The sequence below is a fragment of the Pandoraea sp. E26 genome (assembly GCF_000681415.1).
GTDB lineage: Bacteria > Pseudomonadota > Gammaproteobacteria > Burkholderiales > Burkholderiaceae > Pandoraea > Pandoraea pnomenusa.
This window is the reverse complement of record NZ_AYXJ01000032.1, coordinates 158430-181359: the sequence shown is the minus strand read 5'-3', so window position 1 is coordinate 181359 and position 22930 is coordinate 158430. Positions and strand designations below refer to the sequence as shown.

Genomic DNA, 22930 nt, shown 5'->3' with positions numbered 1-22930 from the left:
TCGCTCGCCCAACGGTTTCCACGAATCCGCGAGCGGCCAGGCGGTCAGTCGATGACCGCCGCACAGGTGTCCGTGGGCGCCGCCAGCACGCCGCCGACGCCCGGCACGATCTTCAGTCCTGCGGATGCCACGCGGCATGGCGCGGCCATCAATCCGCAGCCCGACACCGACGTCACGAAAGGAAGAATGGCGAACACCGCCCACCACCGGCGCAGATTGCGCGCGGCGGGCCGGGAGATCGCCTCGGAGTCGCCGCCGGCGCGAGGATCGCGTGCGCCCGGCATTGCGTGCGATTCGCGCGCAGCGCCGTCGGTCTGACGGGACATCTGGGAAAGCATCTTCATCAAGAGGGGTCCTGAAGCGGTGAGATGTCGGCGGGAGCGCCTCAGACGGCGGGCGTCGTGTGGCCAAGGTAGGTGAAGCGCGGCACCGGTCCGTCGTCCGTCATCACCGATTCATTCCAGATGCGCAGCCGTCGCGTGCTCATCGGCAGACCTTCTCGGGGGTAGAGACGCGTATAGACGACCACCGGCTCGTCGGTCTCGTCGGCCCGGGCAATACCGAGCGCGAGATAGCAATTGCCTTTGTAATGACGATAGACGCCCGGACGGAACGCTTCGATTTCCGGCGTGGATTCCGCCGTCGGCGTGGGGGGATTCGACAACATTGTGAACTTCTCCTGCTGCGGCAGTCGGAACGCATCCGACGCAAAAGACATGACAAACGTTCCGTGCAACGTCGGACGGCGAGCGTCGGCTAGCGCGGCACGGCCACGCCGACGGATTTGGCCAGCGGCGCGGGCGATATGCCGGAAGCGCCGCGGAACGGTTCATCGAGGTTGACGATGAGCGCGATCACCATGCCGATCGCGCCCATGTGAAGCGCGATGATGACATTGCTCTTCCACGAGCCCGGATAACGTCCGTTCATCGCCATGGCGGCCAGCATGAAGAGCGAGATGACCCACCAGAACACGCCCGGCACCGTCTTCGTCGAATTCTCGAAACGGCCCTGACGCGCTTCTTCCAGCCGGTCGAGCAGGGTGCGAATCGAACTTGCGCTGTCTTCGTGACGCGCCACGACACGGCGTGTTGCGCTCACGAACACGGTCAAGGCGTCTTCCGTCGTCGGCGACAGATCGGGGTCCGAGGTGCTCAATGACTTCCACTCGTCGGTGACGGCAGAGCGCACATAGGCGCGCAGCATCACGCGGGCCGCCTGCGCATCGGGGTCGCCCACAGCCTTGAGCTCGCGGTCCAGCCGTCGCACCACCGACGCTTCGTGCAGCGCCTGGTCGTCGGCATGCCCGAGATTGGCGCGCACGTCGGTGAGCACATGCGCGAGCACGAACACGATGAATGCGAGCAGACTGCCGTGCACCACGTCGGCCACCGTGCCACGCACTTCCGCGGGATCGGCAAGCCGATCGAACAACCAGACGCGCGCCCCCCAGGCGACGATCACCGCAAGCAGTGCAGTGACCAACGCCATGCAGACAAGCAACAGTGCCGTCGGCAGCATCGTCAATTGATCAACCGGCCATTTCATTCTGATCCCCTCGTTTCCATCTCGCCCGCGGTCGTCGAAAGCGTGTCTTGCGCCGCGATGCCTTGGGCACCGCCGCCGATGCGGCGACTATACCCGATGCAGGGGAGACGGCAATGGCCGGCGCACCTCCACGCGTCAAAGGGGCTTGGTCAACAGGACGGTCGTGAAGCCGCTGTCCCACTCCTCGTCGGGATATTGCGCGACTTCCGCAAAGCCATGTCGAGCATAGAAATCCCGACTTTGGCGGTTGAACGTGTCGGTTTCGAGCCTGGCAAGCCGATGCCCGTTCGCGCGCATTTGCGCCTGAGCATGCGCCAACAACATGGCGCCGACGCCACGGCGTTGCGCTGCCGGCGCCACATGCAGCGCGTCGATGAAATCATCCGTCACATGCACCATGCCCACGATCGGGCCGTCTTCGCGCAGGGTCGCGACCGTGAATTCCGGCCAGCGCGATTGCACATAGGCCCGGGTGCGGTCGCCGGACGCGAACGTCGCGGCGACTTCCGGGCGCAGCATGGGCGCCCATGTGGTGTGATAAGTCTGCATGAGGAGCGACGTCAGCGCCGCCTCATCCGATGCGCGGGCGTCGCGCAGTGCGATCTCGAGTGCCGATTCAGGACCAGGCATTACGCAGTTTCCTCGCGACATCGATGTGAACCGTCACGTCGCCCACCGGCGTGCGGGGCGCGTCGTCCTCTCTCGGCTTCGGAAAGATTTCGTACAGCGGCAGCATGCCGTCCGGCACGAAACGGCTTCGCGTGCCATAGACGTGCCGGTCGCCGAGTCCCGTTTGCTGATGCACGTAAAAGCGCTGCGGCACGACCAGTTGCAGCGACTCCCTCGCGCGGGTCATCGCCACGTATAGCAACCGCCGCTCTTCCTCGATGTCCTCGTCGTCTCCCGTGCTCATGTCGGACGGAATGCACCCGTCGACCACGTTGAGCACGTAGACCGAATGCCACTCCTGTCCCTTCGCGCTGTGGATCGTCGACAGGATCAGGTAATCCTCGTCGAGCATCGGCGCGCCCGATTGCGCGCTCGTGGCATCCGGTGGGTCGAGGGTGAGTTCGGTCAGGAACTGTTCGCGCGAGCCGTAAGTATTGGCGATGCGCGCGAGCTGTTCGAGATCGGCCTGACGCACGGCGGCGTCGTCGAACCGTTGCGTGAGCAGCGGGCCGTACCAGCGCAGGGCGAGATCGACGTCGGCCGGCCATGCCAGACGCGTGTCGTGCAGCGTCATGTAGACGTCGACGAACGCACGCCAGTCGGCGGCCGCCGACGACGGGGGCTTGAACTGCGCGAGCACCTGGGCCGGTGTGGCGGATTGGGCCATCGCGTCGAGCAGACGCGTGGCGCTCACCGGGCCGATACCCGGGATCAACTGCGCCACGCGGAAGCCCGACAAGCGGCTTGCCGGATTGTGCGCCCAGCGCAGTATCGACAGCAGGTCCTTGACGTGCGCGGCCTCGAGAAACTTCAGTCCGCCGAATTTCACGAAAGGGATATTGCGACGCGTGAGCTCCAGCTCCAGCGCGGCGCTGTGGCTGCCGGTGCGAAACAGCACGGCTTGCTGCATCAGGCGTGTGCCCGTCTCGCGTTGCGCCAGCACCTGATCGGCGACCCATCGCGCCTGCCCCGATTCGTCGCTCACGTTCACGAGCTGCGGCAGCCGCGTCGACTGGCGGTCCGTCCACAGCGCCTTCGCATAGCGCTCGCTCGACTCGGCGATGACGGCATTGGACGCGTCGAGAATCGGTTGCGTCGACCGGTAATTGCGCTCCAGCGTCACCACGTGCGCGGGCGTGGCGAACTGCCCGGGGAAGTCGAGGATGTTGCGAATGGTGGCCGCGCGAAACGCGTAGATCGACTGCGCATCGTCACCGACGACGGTCAGGCCACGCCCCTCGGGCTTCATCGCGAGCAGAATCTGCGCCTGCAACCGGTTGGTGTCCTGGTATTCGTCGACGAGCACATGATCGAAACGGGCATCGAGCTCGCGCGCGAGTGCCGGCTCGCCCATCGTCTCGGCCCAGTAAAGCAGCAAGTCGTCGTAATCGAGCACCTGCTGCGACTGCTTGGCGTCGACATAGGCGCCGAACAGCGCCTTGAGTTGCGCCTCCCATTGCGCGCACCACGGAAAATACTTCGCGAGCACCTCGGCAAGCGGCGCCTGACTGTTCACCACGCGCGAATAGATCGACAGACACGTGCCTTTGAGGGGGAAGCGCGACTGGGTGGCGGAAAAGCCGAGGTCGTGGCGAACGAGACCGAGCAGGTCCTCGGCATCGCTGCGATCGTGAATCGTGAAGGCCTCCGACAGGCCGATGCGAGGGGCGAAATCGCGCAGCAGCCGGGCGCCCACCGCGTGGAACGTTCCCGCCCACGGCAGCGACGGCGGTTGAGACGACGCGAGTCCCAGCACCTTCTGCAGCACCGCGCCGACGCGCCGCTCCATCTCCCCGGCGGCCCGGCGCGAGAACGTCAGCAGCAGTATGCGGTTGGGATCCGCCCCGCGCACGATCAGATTGGCGACGCGATGCGCGAGCGTGCTCGTCTTGCCCGATCCCGCACCCGCAATGACGAGCAGCGGCCCGCCGGGCGAGCCGTCGTCGCCCACACCGTAGTCGACGGCTTCGCGCTGTCGGTCGTTGAGATCGGCCCAGGGATCGCCAGCGCTAACGTGTCGCTGGGTTGGCTCGGTTGGCTGAGATGACATGCGAAATTCCGGGGGGAAGGCACCCGCCCACGGGACATTGCCGGCGGACACGCACCATGAGTACTGTATATTTATACATTATAACGATGGCTTCGACGCCCATCATGATTCGTACCGGCACATCTTCCTGGACCGATCCCACGCTCATTGCATGCGGGCGGTTTTACCCGCCGGGCGTGGACACGCCCGAGGCGCGATTGCGCCATTACGCGGCGACGTTCGGTCTGGTGGAAGTCGACAGCACCTATTACCGCCTGCCGCAAGCCACGATGGCCTGGCGATGGACGCAACGCACGCCGGCATCGTTCCGCTTTCACATCAAGGCGTTCCGTGCGTTCACGGGCCACGCGACGCCGCTGTCCGCGCTGCCGGCCGATATCGCGGGCGCGCTCGATCCGGCCGGCGCGATGCAGTCGCAACCGGGCGTGTCGCTCGCACCGAACGCGTTGCCGGCCGAGGTGCGTGACGAACTCTGGCGCCGCTACTTCGAGGGCATCGAGCCGTTGCGTCAAAGCGGGCAGCTCTCGGCGATCCACTTCCAGCTCTCGCCGCGCGTGCGCAATGATCGTGCGGGACGCGCCTTCGTGTTCGAGATCGCGCGGCGACTCGACGCGGAGCGGCACGCCATCGAGTTCCGCCATCGGAGCTGGTTCGATACGCCTTCGCGTGAAGCCGCCACGCTCGCCATGTTGCGCGAGACGGGGGCGGCGCACACGATCGTCGACAGCCCGGCCGGCTTCGAGAATTCGGTACCGGCCGTCTGGGCCACGACGCGCGATGATCTGTGTGTCGTACGGCTGCACGGGCGCAACGCGGCCGCATGGAACCGGCGCGACACCACCGCCTCCTCCGGGCGCTTCGTCTACGAATACAGCGCGGGCGAACTGATCGATATCTCCGCCCGGGTCGAGCGCATCGCCGCCCTCGCGGACGACACCCACGTGCTCTTCAACACGAACCATGAAGACCAGGGCATGAAGAACGCGGCAGCGTTCGAGCGGGCCCTGTCGGATCTGGCCGCCCTCACGCCGGGCCGGCACGGATGACGTCGGCCTGAGGGATCCCCTTGCCGCCGCGCATGCCACGCCTCGGCGTGGCACGGCGTGGCGCCATTGGGCGACGGCACCGATCGACGCCTCCACGTACACACGAGTTCATCGGCGCCGTGACGCGTCGTCGGCTGGCGCCTTCGTCCCGATGGCACTGCGCCACGCGGGCAGATCGGCAAGCCGCGTGCCTTCCGGCGCCCCGCCCCCCGCACCATGCTTGCCGTACCCCACGCGTTGCGCACGATAAATGCCGGTGTGTCCGGAGCACAGATACGCGAGCACACAAGCAATGGCTGCATAGCCGCCGATCTGCGGACCGAAGATCTCGATGGCCATCAACGTCGACGCAATCGGTGTATTGGCCGCCCCGGCGAACACCGCCACGAAGCCAATGCCCGCGAGCACCGCCGCCGGCAGCGAGAGCACATGCGAGAGCGCGTTGCCGAACGTGGCGCCGATATAGAACAGCGGCGTCACTTCTCCGCCCTTGAAGCCAGAACCGAGCGTGACGACAGTGAACAGCGTTTTGCCGAGGAAGTCGTACCAGGGCAGCGTCGTGTGGAATGCGTCGACGATGGTCGGGATGCCCAGTCCGAGATACTGCGGCGTGCCGAGTGCCGTGGCGGCGATCGCAACGAGCAGGCCGCCCACGAATGGACGCAGCGGCGCATAGGCGATACGTCGCTTCATGAACCCGGACGTGGCGTGCGTTGCCTGGGCAAAGGCCATGCCGACGAGACCGCACAGCACGCCGGCCGCGGCCGCGTTGAGCGCGCCCGAGAGCGACATCGACGCGGCGAAATTGCCCGACGCAATCGCATAGACAGTGTGATGCACGCCCCAGGCGCGCGTAACGGCGTCGCCCACGAGCGCGGCGACGAGGCAGGGCAGCAACGCGTCGTAGCGCAGGCGGCCGATCGCGAGCACCTCGAGTCCGAAGATCGCGCCGGCCAGCGGTGTGCCGAAGACGGAGGCGAAGCCGGCGGCAATGCCCGACATGAGCACCACACGCCGCTGCTCGCCGGACAGTCTGAGGACATGCGTGAGCTGATCGGCGAGCGCGCCCCCCATCTGCACGGCGGTTCCTTCACGGCCGGCAGAGCCGCCGAACAGGTGCGTGGCGACCGTACCGAACAGCACGAGCGGCGCCATGCGCAACGGCACGACGCGTTGCGGGTCGTGAATCTCGTCGATCAGCAGGTTGTTGCCCGCCTCCACGCGCGCGCCCAGACGCAGATATAGCCAGCCGACCGCGAAGCCGCCCACGGGCAACAGCCAGAGCAGCCATGGATGGGCAAGGCGAGTGTCGGTGGCAAGGTCGAGCGCAACGAGAAACAGCGCGGAGGCGCTGCCGGCCATCACACCAACGAGCGCCGCCACCGCGCTGGCGTAGGCCGCGCGCGGCAACACGCCACTCAGATCGCGCAACGGGGAATCGTGGAACATCTTCATGGTGTCAAATGTGGAGACGAGCAATGCCCGTCGACAAATTGCCTGGCCATGACCGGAAGGAAAAGCGGGGAGCGGGGGGAGCGGAGAAAGCGGGGAGCCCGGTAGCGGACTTCGAACCCAACACGGAATACGCTCGTACGCATGACCCGCAACCTCCCGGCACGCCAGGATCTTGCAGGCATCATCAGCCCCGGGGAGGAGCGGTTCGCGCAGGAACGCCGGAGGTATGCCATCTCCGTGCAGCAGTCGTCATGCTATCAGGAAGCGCGAGTACTCACAATGAGTGACGCATTCCGCGCCGAAATGCCGAACCGGATCGGCGCATTCCGATAAATCGTCCCCCCGTCGTCATCGCTCCCGTGGTGGCCCTAGAATCGTCCGCGGATTCACGGAGATCAACATGGTCGCGGACAAGGAATACGTCGAACGGGTCAAGGATTACGGGTGGAGCGATGTGGCGGCGTTGTGGGATGACGTGCTCGACTGCCGAACACCGGAGTGGGATTCCGGAAAAGCGCTCGAGTATGTCGTTTTGAAAGGATTCGAGCTCAGCGGCGCGACGGTGAGATGGCCGTACGCGGTGACCCTTCTCGAGTCCACACATGTCGAGCAGATCGACGGTATGGTCTACGTGGCCGGCATCGCGGCGATGGTGGAGTGCAAGGACTTCGCGACGTCCTCGAACCGCGCCAGACTGAGCGTCGGGCATGATCCGATCGCCAAGCTTCAGGGGCGCCTGACGCGGCGGCCTTCCACCCTGGTGGGATGCCTGTTCACCAGCGGCAGGTACTCGGAAGCCGCCATTCTGATGAGCCATTTCACCAAACCCGCCACCATCCTTTGCTGGAACGGCGACGACATCGCGCAATGCGTGTCAAGACGGGATTTTGCGGGCGCGCTCACGCATAAGTATCGTGCGTGCCTCGAGGAAGGCGATCATCACGCGGGCGTTCACTCGAGAGAGGGTGCACTATGAAGACGCGAAGCCTCATATGCGACTCTGCGAACGATGTAGCCCTCATGCGAGCCTGGCTGCCTGTTGACATTGTCGAGACGTCGCACTTTTTCGTGCCGTCGCGCCTGAGCGATACGCCATCGACCGCCGCTAGCATATTGAAGTCGTATCCGCTGCAAGCGCTGCTCATCTGCAACGCCTATACGACGAATCGCCAACTGATTTTGAGGTTGGAGGGCAGAGCCGAGGAGAGGCTGACGCTGTCCGCGCCACCACAACGCTTCGAAATCGAACTTGTTTCGCCCTCGTTGCCGGGGATGTTCTTTCAGTCGTCCATCCTCTTCAAGCGCACCTTCGGCAAGGAGGCATCCGATCGCTTGCATTTGATGGGCCGCTACGATCCCGAGCGCGCCATCGGCGAAGCGGGCATGACATTACCCGAAATCATCGAACGCCTCGACGACACATCGCGCGCTCAGTTGCGCGCAACGCCGATAGCGCAAAGCGTTCTCGATCGCATTGCGAGGCTCGAATCGAAATCGACGCGTCATGAAAACAGCGGGGACCGTGCCATGCACAGTCGCCCGCCGCCGTCACTTCATTGGGAGTAAAGCGCTTATTGCTTCGCGCGCTTCACTGCCTGCTCGATACGCGCGCCGACATCCGGATCGATCTTCTTCCAGTAGTCGAAGGCGCGTTCGAGCACGGGACTGCGCACCCCGGCGAGCAGCGCGCCCGATACCGTTTCGACCAGACGCGAGCGCGCCGCATCGTCGTAGACGTTTCGCACCAGATCGCCCGGCTGGGAGAAATCGTCATCGTCCTTGTGCAGCGTGTATGCGCTGCGAACCATGTCGCCGTCCGATTCCCAGCCGTCCGCTGCCGGTCCGGTCTGATCCGCGTACGGACGCCCGCCGCTGTTCGGCGCGTACGTCGGCGCATTGCCGCTGTGATCGAACGCCATATGGCCATCGAACATGTACGTCTGCACCGGCACCTTCGGGCGATTCACCGGCAATTGATGGAAATTGGTGCCGATGCGATTGCGCTGCGCGTCGTTATACGCGAAGGCGCGCCCAAGCAGCATCTTGTCGGGCGAAAGTCCGATGCCCGGCACGGTATTACCCGGCGAAAACGCCGCCTGCTCGATCTGTGCGAAGAAGTTCTCCGGATTGCGGTTGAGCGTCATGCGCCCCACCTTGATCAGCGGATAGTCCTTGTGCGACCACGTTTTCGTCAGGTCGAACGGATTGAAGCGATACTGCTTCGCTTCGGCATACGGCATGACCTGCACCGACATGATCCAGCTGGGATGCTCGCCGCGCGCGATGGCGTCGAACAGATCGCGGCGGTGAAAATCGGCGTCCTGCCCGGACATGGTCGCGGCTTCCGCATTGGTGAAGAACGCCATGCCCTGCTCCGTGTGAAAGTGATACTTCACCCAGAATTTCTCACCGTCGGCATTGATCCACATGTAGGTGTGCGAACCATATCCGTTCATGTGACGCCACGTGCGCGGCAGCCCGCGGTCGCCCATCAGGTAGGCGACCTGATGCGCCGACTCCGGATTGTTCGTCCAGAAGTCCCATTGCATGTGGTTGTCGCGCAGCCCCGAATCCGGCAGGCGCTTCTGGCTGCGGATGAAGTGGGGAAACTTCATCGGGTCGCGCACGAAGAAGATCGGGGTGTTGTTGCCGACGAGATCGTAGTTGCCTTCGTCGGTATAGAACTTGAGCGAGAACCCGCGCACGTCGCGCCAGGTATCGGGACTGCCGGCTTCTCCGGCGACGGTGGAAAAGCGCGCGAGCATGTCGACCCTGGCGCCCTTGCGAAACAGCGACGCCTTCGTGTAGCGACTCACGTCCTCCGTGGTCTCGAAGACGCCGAAGGCGCCCGCGCCCTTGGCATGCGGCTGGCGCTCGGGCACCTTCTCCCGGTTGAAATGCGCCATCTGTTCGATGAAGTGAACGTCATGCAGCAGGAGCGGACCGTCCGCGCCGACCGAAAGCGTGTTTCGATCGCTTGCCGCCGGGGCGCCCGCGCCAGTCGTCGACCCGGTGTCCGGACGTTCTTTCTCTTTGCTCATACTGACCTCCGACATGAAGGTGGGTGGGGAGAGGGAGAGAATTGGAGTGCGTCAAGCCGCAAGTCGTTCAAAGCATAATACAAGTCGACGACGTTGACCCGGCGGCGGGCGTCGGGCGACGTGGGCCGCGCCCGGGGCCGCCGGCCGTCCGGGCAGGCCGACGTGGTCCTCGGCGTATCAGGCCGCCAGCGCGCGGCACTGGCAGACCACGCGCTCGAAGCACGCCACGGCGAAATCGACGGATGCCTCGGTCGTGAAGCGTCCGAAACTCACGCGAACCGTGCGGCTCGCCGCCTCGGCATCCAGGCCGATCGCACTGAGCACATGCGACGGCCGCCCCGACGCAGAATTGCAGGCGGACGTCGAGGACACCGCCAGATTGCCGTTGAGCATGAAGGTGTGGAAGCCGGGGTGCCCGAGCGTCAGGCTGAGCGTGTGGGGAATGCGCCGCGCATGGGCAGCGTTGTGCACCACGCCGTCGAGTCCCAGCACGCCATCGAGCAGGCGACGGCTCAGTCGCGCAATTCGCGCGTTATCGTCGGTCATCGCGTGCATGGCCAGCTCGCACGCCGTGCCCATACCGACGATCTGGTGCGTGGCCAGCGTGCCCGAGCGCAGTCCCCGCTCATGGCCGCCGCCGTGAATCTGCGCAGCGATGCGCGGCATGACGCCTTTATTCACGTACAACGCGCCGATCCCCTTGGGGCCGTAGACCTTGTGCGCGGACATCGAAAGCATGTCGATCCCCATGGTCTTGACGTCGATGGGCGTCTTGCCGAGCGCCTGCGCCGCATCCACGTGCAGGAGCGCACCTGCGGCATGCACGACCTTCGCGATGGCCGCCACGTCGGTCAACGTGCCCAGTTCATTGTTCACCAGCATGAGCGACACCAGCCCCGTGTCGGGCCGCATGGCAGCGGCGACCGCATCCGCCGTGATCTCGCCGCTGGACGAAGGCGCCAGATACGTGACCGGCGAGCCGTGCTTCTCCAGATAGGCCATCGTGTCGAGAATGGCCTTGTGCTCCAGCACGCTGGTCACGAGGTGCGCGCGCGCCTGTCCCAGCTCGGCATAGCCCTTGAGCGCGAGATTGTTCGATTCGGTCGCCCCCGACGTCCACACGATCTCTGCCGCATCGGCGCCGATGAGTGCCGCCACCTGCGCGCGCGAGCGCTCCACGAGACGTCGCGCGCTCACGCCGGCTGCGTGCGAACTCGACGCAGGGTTGCCGTACACGCCGTCCACGCCGAGACAGTCCGCCATCGCCGCAATCACCGCCGCGTCAGCCGGCGTGGTCGCCGCGTAGTCGAAGTAATGAAGTGTGTCTGTCTCGCGCATGATCGGCCCCGGATAAAAAGTGCATCGATCGTACGCGCCGAAAACGAGAAAAGGCTTGCGGAATCCTCCGTTACAATCGCGATTTGTGGAAATTTGATCCAAAAAATCTCAATAATCAGGATACTTTTTCCCCACATACCTCGGCCACCGCATCGCTCGGGAATCGCACGGTGACGCCCGGCCACGCAGAGCGTGAGCCGCCGGCCGGATCGTCGTCCTTTTTCCCTCTCCCTCTCGCGCCTCCCGCCTCCCGCCTCAGGAGAGGGACTCGATGTGGGTCGAATGCGCATACACCTGACCGAAGCGATTGGCGAGGAAATCCGGCAAGGCGATCTGCTCCTGACGTACGAAGCCGCGCTGCGGTAGCTGTCCCGCGAAGAACATATCGACGGCGGCGCATATCGCGGACGCCGTGGTGATCTGGATGGCGCTCGCGCTGTGCCCGTTGTTACGTTCCGCGAAGATCTTCCGCGCGAAGACTTCCTGCGTCAGCACGCCGCCGCGCAAGCCATTGACCACGACGAAAATCAGTACCACGTCCTGCAGCGTGCTAGGCACCGAACGCTTGAGAATCGCCTTGATCGTGTCCTGATCGTCCTTGAGCCGGAGTTCGTTGAGCAGCACCTTCATCAACGCGCCGTGCCCCGGATAACGCACCGATTTGTAGTCCAGATCGCGCACGCGCCCACTGAGCGTCTCGCACAGCGTACCGAGCCCCCCCGACGTGTTGAACGCCTCGTACTCCACGCCGTCGAGCGAAAAGTGCTCCAGGTCCTCGAGCGGCTGCACGGTCAGGCGAGCACCATCGCGGATCGCCTCGCATGGCTGGCAGTATTCGTTGATGAGACCGTCCACACTCCACGTCAGGTTGTACTTCAGGGAATTCGTCGGGAACGCGGGCAGCGCCCCGACGCGCATCTTCACCGAATCCACCTGGTCGAATGTGGCAGCGAGATGATGCGCGGCAATCGCAATGAACCCCGGCGCCAATCCGCATTGCGGCATCAGCGCGGTCGATGCGCCCTCGGCGAGTTGCTGGATCGCATGCGTCGCGGCAACGTCCTCGGTGAGATCGAAATAGTGGCACCCGGCGGCGACGGCGGCCGTGGCCGCGCTGGTGGCCATCGTATAGGGCAGCGCGTTGACCACGGCGTCGTGACCCGCAACCGCCTGCTGCAACGCCCCCGCGTCCGTTTCGGTCAGCACCACGAAGGCATGCGCATAGTCGCGCACCGATGCCGCGGCAGCGGCGTTGCGGTCGAACACCGTCACCTGGTAATCGCCGCTGTCGTGCAACAGCCGCGCAATGGTCTGACCGATGTGCCCCGCACCGAGCAACGCAATCTTCTTCATATTTCCCCCCATCGTGAACGTCGGTCGATGTCGCGCACCGCCACGCATTGCGATGCACCGACGCTCCAATTCTATGGAGAGTGCCTGATGAAATGTAGCGTCAAATCGTCGAAAAATAAGCTTTCATCGTCATAACGACGAACTTCATGACGGATTATGCCGTCCTTGCTTCGCCCCGCGTTTTGAACGGTGCAGCCAGCGCCGCCGCAGCCCTTCTTGAAAGTCCGATGTCGCGAAGCCGCCGATAATTTCCGTCGATTTGCCGTTTGCGGCTTCGGCGTGCCATCCGCCGATCTCGACACCGCCCCGAACGGAACACTTTAGGGCACATCCCACACGCAGCCCATGGGTTAACTGTCAAGATGAACTCGCGCACCTTCGCCGCCCTGCGGGCGGGCGACACACGTTTCGACAGCGACTTCGCACCTCCGCGCCGGAAAGCGCAATGCGATGGCGCGCATCCTTCCACGGCGATTCGGTGATCTCATCGCATTAATTCGTATTACTATGCATCTTGAGAAAAACATGGACGGACGCATTCGCCTGACCACGATGCCGGCGCTCCCCCGGGCGTGCCAGCGCGGCTTCACCCTGCTCGAACTGCTCGTGGTGTTGCTCATCATCGCCTTGCTCGCGGGATACGTTGGCCCGAAGCTCTTCTCCCAGGTCGATCGGGCCCGCGAAAAGACTGCCTTGGCACAGATGAAATCGCTCGCCGACGCACTCGGCCAGTATCGGCTCGACGTGGGTCAGTACCCCACCGAGCAACAGGGACTTCAGGCGCTGGTTGTCGGTCCCGTCGGGGTGACGCGATGGCAGGGGCCGTATCTCGCGAAGTCCCTCCCGAACGATCCCTGGGACCGCCCTTATGTGTGGAAGAACCCGGGCGCCGATCACGAGGTGGAAATCGTGTCGTACGGCCCCGGCGGCGACGGCGACATGGCACGCCTCATCGTGTATGGCTTCTGACGGGAGCGGTCCGCCATGCCGCCTAGCGTGACACCACGTCTTCGCACCGGCGCGCCAGTGCGCCGGCACGTCCCCCTCCTCCGCGTGCGTTTGGTCATGGCACGCGTGGCGGCGGCCCTCTTCATCGCGACGGTCGGTGCGGCATTCGCGCCCCGCGCCCGCGCCGATTGCTGGGACGTCGCCGCGAATCGCTACCGCCTCGATCCACTGTTGCTGTATGCCATCGCACAAGTCGAATCGAACCTCGATCTGGCGGCTCGCAATGTCAACCGCAACGGCACGCGCGACATCGGCCTGATGCAGATCAACAGCATCCATCTGCCGCATCTGGCGAAATACGGCGTCACGGAACGCCGCCTGCGCGAAGACGCCTGCACCTCCATCATTACGGGGGCATGGATTCTGGCGGGCTTCGTGCAACAGTTCGGCTACGGGTGGGAAGCGGTCGGCGCGTACAACGCCGGCACGGGCCAGACGCGCGCGTCGCTGCGCAAGCGCTATGCCGACAAGGTCCGCAAGCGTTATGCGATCCTCGTGGCCGAGCGAAACCGGCGCCTCGCGCAGTCTGCCGTGGCACACCGGCCATGACGACCTTCGAAGCACGCGTGGTTCGCGACGCCCGAATCTGCGTCGAGTGCATCGAGGCGAGCGACGCCGCCCATGCGCGAGCGCGCCTCGCCGAGGACGACTGCCAGGTGGTGTCGATCCGACGCGCAGGGCGCCCGCTCGCCGTGCCGTCACGCTCCCCGCGCTTCGATGTACCGCTCTTCGCCCACGAACTCGGCGCACTGCTCGATGCGGGGCTGACCGTCGTCGAGGCCATCGAAGCGCTGCGAGAGAAGGCGCCGCGTGCCGCGGATGGCAGGATCTTCGGGGATCTGCTGAACGCGATGTACGATGGCCTGCCGTGCTCCGTCGCGCTAGGCCGCCTGCCGTCCACTTTCCCGCCGTTGTTCGTGGCAAGCGTCGCGGCCGCCGAGCACACCGGACACCTCGCCGCCGCCCTCCTGCGCTATCGCCAGTACGAGCAGCACGTCGAGACGCTGCGCAAGCGGGTCCAGTCCGCGATGACTTATCCCGCGGTCGTGATCGCCGCCGGCGTGGCGATTCTCACCTTCCTGCTGTTCTACGTCGTGCCGCGCTTCGCTGCCGTCCTGCAGTCCGCGCCGCACCTCCCCGCCACCGGCCGCCTGCTTGTCGGGTGGGGCGCCCTGGTCGACGCGCACCGCGTGGCGCTGCTCGCCGGACTCGGCGCGATGGCAACGGCGCTGCTTTTCGCCGGCCGGTCTCCGGACGTGCGATCGCGCCTGCTCGCCGCCGTATGGCGACTGCCGCGACTGCGGGAGCACCACGAGCGATTCGTGCTCACGCGCTTTTACCGCACGCTTGGCATGTTGCTGGGCGGCGGCATGCCCGCAGTGGACGCCATCGGCCTCGCGAGCCGTCTGTTGCCCGCGAGTTACGCACACGCCAGCGTCGGTGCGCTGGCGCAGATTCGCGCCGGTGTGCCGATGTCGGACGCCTTCCTCGCCCATGGCCTGACGACCCCCATCGCGGTGCGCCTTTTGCGTGTCGCCGAGCGCGGCGGCGGCATCGACGCGATGTGCGAGCGCATTGCCCAGTTTCACGATGCGTCGCTCGCGCGCGCGCTCGACACGTTCAGCAGGGTGTTCGAACCGGTGCTGATGCTCATCGTCGGCGGGGTGATCGGACTGGTGGTGTTTCTGCTTTACATGCCGATCTTCGAGCTCGCCGGCAGTCTTCAGGGGTGACGCGATGACATCGTCCTCCCGCCGTCACGACACGCTGCGCCTTTGGCAGCACGATGCGCGGGCCGCGGGCGAGCCACTGGGCGAACACATTGCCCGGCGACTCGTCGCCGACGCGTCGCTGCTTCCAGCCGTCGCGCGCGCGGCCGGACTCGAGGCGCTCGCGCCCGCGTCGCTCGTGGCGGCGACGGACTTCGCCCACCTGCCGCTGTCGGATGCCGTGCGTCACCGAGTGCTGCCCGTGCATGTCGACGGCATGCGCTATGTGGTCCTCGAAGATCCCTTCGATCTGGCCGTACGCAGTTGGTGTGTCGCGCACCGGGCCGCGAGCCGGATGCGCGCCGCCATGACAATGCCCGGCGTAGTGATGCGCACGCTCGAAGACGCCGAACGCCATGAACGTGTACTCGATACGACCGGCGTCGGCGACGACGCCGGCGGCACGGCGCGCCGCGTCACGGAGATCTCGCGGACGAGCATCGACGGGCAGAGCGATGCCGTGGTTCGTCTGGTCGATGCCGCGCTGCTCGACGCGTTGCGCGCGCGCGCCAGCGACATCCACGTGGAGACGGCTGCGGACGGTCTTGCCATTCGCTACCGCATCGACGGTGTCCTGCACCTGGCTGGCCGCTGGCCGGGGCAGGACGATGCCGGGCAGGCGATCTCGCGTCTGAAGGTGCTGGCCGGGCTGGATATCGGCGAGCGGCGCGTGCCGCAGGACGGGCGGTTCAGGGCGCGCATCGAGGGCGGCGATGTCGATTTTCGCGTATCGGTCATGCCGAGCATTCACGGCGAGGATGCGGTGCTGCGCATTCTCGACAAGCGCCATCGCAACGCCGCGCGCTCATTCACCACGCTCGGCCTCGACACGCGCACGGTGACCGGCATTCGTGCCGCGCTGGCCGAGCCGCACGGCATGCTGCTCGTCACCGGCCCGACAGGAAGCGGCAAGTCGACCACGCTTCACACCGCGCTGGCTGAGTCCGACAGCGGCGAACGCAAGCTCATCACCATCGAGGATCCGATCGAGTATGAACTGCCCGGCGTTTTGCAGATTCCCGTCAACGAGAAGAAGGGACTGACGTTCGCTCGCGGCCTGCGCTCGATTCTGCGTCACGACCCAGACACCATCCTCGTCGGCGAGATTCGCGATGGCGAGACGGCGACCATCGCAGTGCAAGCGGCCCTCACAGGACATCTGGTGCTGTCGTCGCTGCACGCCAATTCGGCATTTGGCGTACTCGAGCGCTTGCTGCACATGGGTCTCGACCCCGTGAGCGTGACCGAAGCGCTGCGGGCCATCGTGGCACAGCGCCTGGTGCGCCGCGTATGCGAGGCGTGCGCCGTGCACGACGCCCCCCCGCGCGACGCCACGGCGGCGATGCGGCTGGATGCGGCATCGATCCGGCACGGGCGGTGGCGTCGCGGCGTCGGCTGCGAAGCATGTCGCGACACCGGATATGCCGGTCGGATCGCGGTGGCCGAGTGGTTGAAGATCGACGACGCGATCGCGGCAGCCTTGCGGCATCGCGCGCCGGCTACCGAGTTGCGCCGGATCGCGCGCGAAGGCGGGCACGTTTTCATGAACGACGCCGCCGTGGCCGCCGCACGCGCCGGGGCCACCACCCTGCAGGAGGTCATCCGTGTCTTTGGGATTTCGTGAGCATGTCGTGCTTGTCGAGCGCGACGTGGTATTTGCGGCGTCGCGACCGGTGGGAATTTCGAACGTCCGCCGGCGCACAGACGACATTTGGCGCCTGCGCCTGGACACCGGCGGCGTCGAGGGCTGCGCGCAAGCCATGGCATCGCTGCCGCGCGGGCGACTGTGTCGCATGGATCGCCTGCATGTGTTGGCGGGTTTCGGTCTGGCGCACTATCAGGTCGTGCCATGGCCCGATGGCGCGCGATCGCTGCGCGACCTCGAAGCGCTTGCCGCAGGTCGGTTCGCACGCCGCTTCGGAGGCATGTCGCGCGGATGGAAGATCGCGATGACGCACGCGGCCTTCGGCTGCCCCCACCTCGCGGTGGCCGTCGACGGCGATTGGCTCGACCATGTCCATCGCCTCGTGGCGCAAGCGCGTCTGCGCTGGGTAACCTGCCGCGACGTACTGCACGAAGTCGTGCGACGCACGCCGCTCGATGCGAGTGCCGATGCATCGATTGCGGTACATCACACCGGCGGGTTGTCATGCCTGTTGCGACGTGGCGGGCGGTGGCACGACGTCTGTGCGCTGCCGCTCGCGCAGCGATGCGTGGCTCAGACGCTGGACACCCTGCAGACGTTGTGCGGTGTCGACGACGCACCGTTGTGGCTTGCGCGTGCGCACGGTCGGGCACCGTCGCCCAATGACGACCGGATCTGCGTGGGGCGTGAAGCGTGCAGCGCCGCCGCGCCGCACCCCTGGCTGTGGGAGAGCGCATGACACATCGATTTCGTTGCGCGACGGCAGGCATTGCAAAGGTTGCACGGGACGTGTGGCGCCTGACACGGTGGCACCGCGCCGCCGCGCCTCTGGATCTTCGAGCGCGAACCACACGCCACCTGGGCCCATCATGCGCCGCGACGGCGATCGCGCTCACCGGGTTGGCGTGGATCGTCTGGCACGACGCGCAGCGCGTTCGGGCCACGCAGGCCGAAGCCGTCGTACTCGCGCGCGAGGTCGCGAATGCGCAGCGTCGCTGTGATGGCGCCCACGGCACCGGTGCCCCGACACCTGCCGTGCCGTCAGCACACGTCGGGGCGGACACCGCGCGCGCACTGGCACTGCTCGACCGCCTGGGCCCCGCGCTCTCGCCCGATATCGCCTTGCGTCGAATCGAGGTGACGGCCGACGCCGGCACCGCGCGTCTCGGCTTCGAGGCGCGTGACGTCGACGGCATGATCGCGTTCGCCACGCGGCTGGAACCGACGTTCGACATCCAGTGGCACCACAGTGCCCGCAAGGCAGCGTCCGACGCACCCGTCGTCGAGGCATCGATGACGCTCACGCTGCGCGCGCAGGTGGCTTCATGAGCATCGCCCGAGATCGCCTCCGCGTGTCGGTCGCCCGCCTCCGATGGGGCTGCGCGGCTGTCGTGCAACGTGTCGGCACCCCTGGCGTTTCGGGGGCTGTCGCCGCCCTCGCCGGCCTTGCGCTGCTCGCTCCCGTGGCCATCGTCGTGCTCGCGATGAAGGTCATCTGGATCGCGCCCGCACTGCGTGACGCCGAGCGCCGTATCGCCGGCTGCGGTGCTGAATTGCGACGCCTCGCGCCACGCGCGGCTGCCCTGCCGCAAAGCGCGGCGTCACGGGACGGGCCACAAGGATACTCGGCCGATCTGGGCCGCATCTTCGACATCGTTCGCACCAACGGGTTATTCGCGGGCGACGTGCAGTACCAACTGACTCGTCTGAAGGCCGGCGGCGAGCACCTGGCCGTGATGTTGCCGCTCACCGGCGAGTATCCGGACCTGCGCAAGGCACTGGGCGAATTGGGTGCGTTGCGGGGCGCCGAACTCGAGACGGTCGCCATCGAACGCCAGGACATCGCCGACGCCCACGTCGTCGCGCACGTGCGGCTCACCCTCCGGGAGGACGGCCGATGAACACGTCTCGTATCGTCGGTGGGTTGCTGGCCGCGACCCTCTGCGCCAGTGCGTGGCTGGCGTGGCAGGACCGCCGGGCACGGAGCGCCGCAGCGCCCGCGCAGCGCGACGCGTCCACGCATCGCGCCCGCACCGTGGCCCATCGAAAGCAGCCGCCCTCCGCCCCCGCAAAGGACGGTGCCCTGCCAGACGTCGATCTGTTCGCCGCCCGGCACTGGGGCCCATCGCCGGGCGAACCACGCGCACAAGCCGCATCGAGCCTCACGCCCCCTCGTGCGCCAACCGGGCCGAGAGAGGCGCCGTCACCCGTGTTCGACGTGGCGGCGGTGTGGCGCTTCGACAGCCGCCCGCCTGTCGTCGTACTGGAGCGACGCGGGCAGACGTGGTTACTGTGCGAGGCTTGCGACGCGCCGGGCCGCGTTGCGCCGGGCGACACTTTTGCCGGCGCGTTTCGGCTCGATCGCATCGACGCAACATCGCTGACCTACACGCGCCGGACCGACGCCCGCCGCATGACATTGCCGCTGCCAAACCCCATGCGGGGCCTCGCCGGGACTGAACCCGATGTCCATCGCGACCGGTAGTGCGGGCGGCGCGCAGCCTCGCCCCGTGGCCCGATTACTCGCGCGACTCGGCGTGCTCTGCCTGTTTGCGGCGCTCGGGGGCTGCGCCGTGCCGAATGCGTTGTCCGAGAGCGACGCGGCCGTCCGCAAGGGAGATCTCGCCGGCGCCGTCACGCGGCTTGCCGAACACCTGCGCAACGACCCGCAAAGCATCGCTCTGCGAACACGCTATCTGCTCGTACGCGAGCAGCTCGCGGCGCAGTACCTGCGCAACGCGAGCGACGCCCTTACGCGCGGCGACGAAGCGCAGGCCAGGCACTGGCTGACGCAAACGCTGCGCTTCGACCCCGCCAATCAGGCGGCGGCACAGTGGCTCGACCGGCTGCGGATTCGCGACCGCCTTCGAGGATCGTTGGCCGATGCGCAAGCCAGGGCATCGAGCGATCCGCGCGCGGCGCTGCGCATCGTGTCTCGCGTGCTGCGCCAACTGCCCGACTGGGGGGAAGCCATCGCGTTGGCGGAGCGGATTCGAAGCATCCTCGACCGCGCACCGCCTCCCGCACCGGCGTCGGCCGCCCCCGTGCTGCGCAAGCCGGTCTCGCTCAGTATCAAATCGCGTCCGTTGCCCGCGATTTTCGAGATGATTTCGCAGGTCACGGGGATCAACTTCGTGCTCGACAGCGACCTCGCTCGTGCAGCACGCGCGAGCCTCGACGCGACACAAACCACCGCCGGGGACGTCATCGATCTGTTGCTCTCGACAAACCGTCTGGAAAAGCAGTTTCTCAATGCCAACACACTGCTCATTTTCCCGGCGACCGCCGAGAAGCTCGCCCGGTACCGGTCGCTCGCGGTGCAGACATTCTTCCTCAGCTATGCCGACGTCAAGAAGGCCGCCGCGCAGATCAGGCAACTCATGCGCCCGCGCAACCTGTTCGTGGACGAGCGTCTGGGCGCGATCACGGTGCGCGACAGTGCCGAGGCGCTCGACGCGATCTCCCGCATGATCGACGTGATCGATCTGCCGACCTCCGAGGTGACGCTCGACGTGCAGGTGCTCGAAGTCTCCAACGATGGTCTGCTCGATCTCGGCATCCGTTATCCGGAGAGCGTGTCGCTGCGCTTCTCCGACGCTGTCCGGGACGCCGGCGGCGGCGTCACGCTGAGCCGGTTCGGGCGACTGAGCGGCGACGCCGTCGATCTCGACGTTACGGCGCCGCTGGCACGCCTGAATCTGCTGCAGGAGGCGAACAAGGCGCAGATCCTTGCCAACCCGCGCATTCGGGTGCGCAATCGCGAGAAAGCGACGATCAGCATTGGCGAACGCGTACCCGTCGTGAGTACGACCAACCTGAACGGCGCGGTCACGGAATCGCTGACATATCAGGACGTCGGTCTGAAGCTCGACGTGGAGCCCAGCATCAGTCTGAACGACGAAATCGTGATCAAGGTCGCGCTGGATGTGAGCAACATCACCCGGCAGGTGCAGACGAAGACCGGGCTCATCGCCTACAACCTGAGCGCGCGTACGGCGAAAACCACGCTTTCCGCCCGCAACAATGAGACACAGGTGCTTGCCGGACTGATCAATCGCGAGACACGCGAGAAGATGTCCGGCATACCCGGACTGAGCCGGGTGCCGCTGCTGGGTCGGCTTTTCGGTTCGCAATCCGAGGATCATGCCAAGACGGAGGTGGTGCTGCTCATCACCCCGCACGTCGAACGCAGCCTGGCCGTGCCGGCGTCTCGCGTGAGCCGCTTCGACAGCGGCACGGAGCAACATCCGGGCGACGCGCTGCGACTCGGCCCAACGACGCACATGGTGATCTCCAACTTACCGTCGGACGCGGCGGCTTCATCCGGGCGCCCGGCACGCATCGCGCCGCCTGACGTGGCGGCGGATGCGCTGTCGGATGCGCTGTCGGATGCATTTCCCTCCCGTTCGTCACCGCACGCCTGGCGGCAGATGCCGGCGGCGTCCTCGTCGGGCGGGTCGGAGCCCGCGCGGTCCCCACGGGAGTCATCGCCAGAATCGGCCGCGCAGGACCCCGCCGACAGCGGCTTTCCGTCGTCGCCCGAAGATCGCGACGACCCGCCACGCGTTTTCGGGGGAAAGGTCGTCGGCCCCAAGGTGGACGGCAAGTGAGCGGGCGTCGTCGACACGCGCGAAGCGCGTCGCCTGCCCGGATGTCGGGCTTCACGTTGATCGAAATGAGCGTGACGCTGGCGTTGCTGGCATTACTCGCGAGCGCGGCCGCTCCGTTGACGCAGATGGTCCGGCGCCGCAGCGAGGAAATCGAACTGCGGCGGGCGCTGCGCGACATTCGTCACGCCATCGACGCGTACTACGACGCGGCACAGAAGGGGGAGGTGGCGCGCGGGAGCGACGAGAGCGGCTACCCACCGAATCTCGCGTCGCTCGTGGACGGCGTGCGCGACGCACGCGATCCGAGCGGGACGCGCAGGCGCTATTTCCTGCGGCGGCTGCCGCGCGACCCGATGTGTCACTGCGCAGAGCGGGACGCCGCGTCGACGTGGCGATCGCGCAGCTACGACAGCCCGCCCGATGCGCCGGCCGAAGGGGCCGACGTGTTCGATGTCTACTCCTCCAGCGACGACGAGGCACTCGATGGTACGTTCTATCGCGACTGGTAAGCCGGAACCCCGGGCAGGCGCTCGGCGGTGTTGCGGATTCACGTTGATCGAGCTGCTGGTGGTGCTCGCCATCGTGGCGTTGCTGCTCTCCATCGCCGCGCCGCGCTACTTCCGGCAGTACGACAAGGCACGCGAGACCGTGTTACGGCACAACCTGGAGACACTTCGTCAGGCGCTCGACGACTATCGCGACGACCGAGGTGAATCGCCGGCGACGCTCGACGTGCTGGTCACGGCGCACTATCTCAAGACGCTGCCGCTCGATCCGGTAACCGGGCGCAACGACACGTGGCGGCTCGCGCCGGGCGACGACAGCCGTCCGGCCGACGTCCACAGCGGCGCGACGGGGCGGGCGCTTGACGGGAGCGCCTATGCGTCCTGGTAATGCTGGCGAGCGGCCCGTCCGGTCACGATGTCCGCGCGCCTGCGCGACGCACCGGGGCAGCGTCTATTTCGGCATGATCGTGGCGGTGACGATCGTCGGTGTTCTGCTCATGCAGACGTCGACGTTGTGGTCGGCGCAGCGGCGACGCGAGCGCGAAGCGGACTTGCTGGCGAAGGGAGACGAGATCCGGCGCGCCATTGCGCGTTACCACGCGTCGGGGCCGGCGCCGGGACGCTATCCGAGGTCGCTCGACGATCTGGTGGTGGACACCCGGCTCGCACGCCCGGCCCATCACCTTCGACGCGCCTATGCCGACCCGATGACCGGTGCCGGCTGGAATATCGTTCGCGCCCCTGACGGGGGCATCAGGGGCGTCTTCAGCGGCGCGAAGGGCACGCCGCTCAGACAGACCGGATTCGACGAAGCCGACAAGACATTCGCCGGACAGGACAGCTATGCGGGATGGGTGTTCCTGTACACGCCACGCTAGCCCGATGCATGCCC

At 66.3% G+C, this 22930-nt stretch carries 23 protein-coding genes, 1 pseudogene and 1 riboswitch; of the genes and pseudogenes, 15 read left to right on the top strand and 9 right to left on the bottom strand.

What is annotated here, in order from left to right; all coding sequences use genetic code 11:
• Positions 1-44 precede the first annotated feature (44 nt).
• The 5 genes from W930_RS31180 to W930_RS0120930 form a co-directional block, all read right to left on the bottom strand.
• Complete coding sequence (locus tag W930_RS31180) at positions 45-215, bottom strand: DUF6726 family protein (RefSeq protein WP_369798688.1); 171 nt, start codon at positions 213-215, stop codon at positions 45-47.
• Between the two features lie 170 nt (positions 216-385).
• On the bottom strand, positions 386-667 hold the full coding sequence (locus W930_RS0120945) for a DUF1653 domain-containing protein (RefSeq protein WP_048806798.1): 282 nt from the start codon (positions 665-667) through the stop codon (positions 386-388).
• Positions 668-756: 89 nt separating this feature from the next.
• On the bottom strand, positions 757-1548 hold the full coding sequence (locus W930_RS0120940; RefSeq protein ID WP_023597967.1) for a DUF4239 domain-containing protein: 792 nt from the start codon (positions 1546-1548) through the stop codon (positions 757-759).
• Between the two features lie 135 nt (positions 1549-1683).
• Positions 1684-2178: a GNAT family N-acetyltransferase gene (locus W930_RS0120935; RefSeq protein ID WP_023872860.1), complete on the bottom strand. Its 495-nt coding sequence runs from the start codon at positions 2176-2178 to the stop codon at positions 1684-1686.
• Entirely contained in the window at positions 2165-4267 is a 2103-nt protein-coding gene (locus W930_RS0120930) for an ATP-dependent helicase (protein ID WP_023872859.1), read from the bottom strand. Before W930_RS0120930 ends, W930_RS0120935 begins: the two co-directional genes overlap by 14 nt.
• A gap of 86 nt (positions 4268-4353) precedes the next feature.
• Between W930_RS0120930 and W930_RS0120925 the strand changes: the two genes are divergently transcribed.
• Positions 4354-5313: a DUF72 domain-containing protein gene (locus W930_RS0120925; protein WP_023597970.1), complete on the top strand. Its 960-nt coding sequence runs from the start codon at positions 4354-4356 to the stop codon at positions 5311-5313.
• A gap of 108 nt (positions 5314-5421) precedes the next feature.
• On the opposite strand, the gene W930_RS0120920 is transcribed toward W930_RS0120925, so the two are convergent.
• Positions 5422-6768: a voltage-gated chloride channel family protein gene (locus W930_RS0120920; RefSeq protein ID WP_024788414.1), complete on the bottom strand. Its 1347-nt coding sequence runs from the start codon at positions 6766-6768 to the stop codon at positions 5422-5424.
• Between the two features lie 168 nt (positions 6769-6936).
• A riboswitch (Fluoride riboswitch) is annotated at positions 6937-7014 on the bottom strand.
• 154 nt (positions 7015-7168) lie between these two features.
• Here W930_RS0120920 and W930_RS0120910 point away from each other — a divergent pair.
• Together W930_RS0120910 and W930_RS0120905 are read left to right on the top strand one after the other, a co-directional pair.
• Positions 7169-7744, top strand: a complete 576-nt coding sequence (locus W930_RS0120910; RefSeq protein WP_023872856.1) for a hypothetical protein — start codon at positions 7169-7171, stop codon at positions 7742-7744.
• Between the two features lie 44 nt (positions 7745-7788).
• A complete protein-coding gene (locus W930_RS0120905) occupies positions 7789-8334 on the top strand; it encodes a hypothetical protein (protein WP_141570635.1) in 546 nt (181 codons plus the stop codon).
• Positions 8335-8339: 5 nt separating this feature from the next.
• Here W930_RS0120905 and W930_RS0120900 read toward each other — a convergent pair whose 3' ends face one another.
• From W930_RS0120900 to W930_RS0120890, 3 genes and pseudogenes are all read right to left on the bottom strand, one after another.
• Positions 8340-9809 carry a catalase gene (locus tag W930_RS0120900; RefSeq protein ID WP_023597975.1) on the bottom strand — a complete coding sequence of 490 codons (1470 nt, stop codon included), beginning with the start codon at positions 9807-9809 and terminating at the stop codon, positions 8340-8342.
• 180 nt (positions 9810-9989) lie between these two features.
• Positions 9990-11147: pseudogene (locus W930_RS0120895) on the bottom strand (cysteine desulfurase family protein); the annotation flags it as partial.
• Positions 11148-11402: 255 nt separating this feature from the next.
• Positions 11403-12500 (bottom strand): saccharopine dehydrogenase family protein, encoded by a 1098-nt coding sequence (locus tag W930_RS0120890; RefSeq protein WP_023597977.1) that lies wholly within the window; start codon positions 12498-12500, stop codon positions 11403-11405.
• A 525-nt stretch (positions 12501-13025) separates the two neighbouring features.
• On the opposite strand from W930_RS0120890, the gene gspG reads away from it, so the two are divergent.
• The 12 genes from gspG to W930_RS0120825 all read left to right on the top strand — a co-directional run bounded on the left by gspG (position 13026) and on the right by W930_RS0120825 (position 22916).
• On the top strand, positions 13026-13469 hold the full coding sequence (gene gspG, locus W930_RS0120880; protein WP_023597978.1) for a type II secretion system major pseudopilin GspG: 444 nt from the start codon (positions 13026-13028) through the stop codon (positions 13467-13469).
• 96 nt (positions 13470-13565) lie between these two features.
• The gene (locus W930_RS0120875) at positions 13566-14057 is read left to right on the top strand and encodes a transglycosylase SLT domain-containing protein (RefSeq protein ID WP_023872853.1); all 492 of its coding nucleotides are present in this window, start codon (positions 13566-13568) and stop codon (positions 14055-14057) included.
• The gene (locus tag W930_RS0120870) at positions 14054-15241 is read left to right on the top strand and encodes a type II secretion system F family protein (RefSeq protein WP_023872852.1); all 1188 of its coding nucleotides are present in this window, start codon (positions 14054-14056) and stop codon (positions 15239-15241) included. Before W930_RS0120875 ends, W930_RS0120870 begins: the two co-directional genes overlap by 4 nt.
• Positions 15242-15245: 4 nt before the next feature.
• The gene (locus W930_RS0120865) at positions 15246-16901 is read left to right on the top strand and encodes a GspE/PulE family protein (protein ID WP_023872851.1); all 1656 of its coding nucleotides are present in this window, start codon (positions 15246-15248) and stop codon (positions 16899-16901) included.
• Positions 16882-17661 carry a hypothetical protein gene (locus W930_RS0120860; RefSeq protein ID WP_145929414.1) on the top strand — a complete coding sequence of 260 codons (780 nt, stop codon included), beginning with the start codon at positions 16882-16884 and terminating at the stop codon, positions 17659-17661. Before W930_RS0120865 ends, W930_RS0120860 begins: the two co-directional genes overlap by 20 nt.
• Positions 17658-18251, top strand: coding sequence for a hypothetical protein (locus W930_RS28305; protein ID WP_023597983.1), 594 nt, complete (start codon positions 17658-17660; stop codon positions 18249-18251). The genes W930_RS0120860 and W930_RS28305 overlap by 4 nt, the downstream gene beginning before the upstream one ends.
• Positions 18248-18823 carry a hypothetical protein gene (locus W930_RS0120850; protein WP_023597984.1) on the top strand — a complete coding sequence of 192 codons (576 nt, stop codon included), beginning with the start codon at positions 18248-18250 and terminating at the stop codon, positions 18821-18823. The genes W930_RS28305 and W930_RS0120850 overlap by 4 nt, the downstream gene beginning before the upstream one ends.
• The gene (locus W930_RS30225; protein ID WP_145929413.1) at positions 18820-19407 is read left to right on the top strand and encodes a hypothetical protein; all 588 of its coding nucleotides are present in this window, start codon (positions 18820-18822) and stop codon (positions 19405-19407) included. The genes W930_RS0120850 and W930_RS30225 overlap by 4 nt, the downstream gene beginning before the upstream one ends.
• Complete coding sequence (locus W930_RS28300) at positions 19388-21532, top strand: secretin N-terminal domain-containing protein (protein WP_024788412.1); 2145 nt, start codon at positions 19388-19390, stop codon at positions 21530-21532. The genes W930_RS30225 and W930_RS28300 overlap by 20 nt, the downstream gene beginning before the upstream one ends.
• Positions 21533-21573: 41 nt before the next feature.
• Entirely contained in the window at positions 21574-22041 is a 468-nt protein-coding gene (locus W930_RS0120835; protein WP_023872844.1) for a type II secretion system protein, read from the top strand.
• Positions 22016-22426: a type II secretion system protein gene (locus W930_RS0120830; protein ID WP_023872843.1), complete on the top strand. Its 411-nt coding sequence runs from the start codon at positions 22016-22018 to the stop codon at positions 22424-22426. The genes W930_RS0120835 and W930_RS0120830 overlap by 26 nt, the downstream gene beginning before the upstream one ends.
• Positions 22413-22916: a type II secretion system protein gene (locus W930_RS0120825; RefSeq protein ID WP_023597987.1), complete on the top strand. Its 504-nt coding sequence runs from the start codon at positions 22413-22415 to the stop codon at positions 22914-22916. Before W930_RS0120830 ends, W930_RS0120825 begins: the two co-directional genes overlap by 14 nt.
• Positions 22917-22930 lie beyond the last annotated feature (14 nt).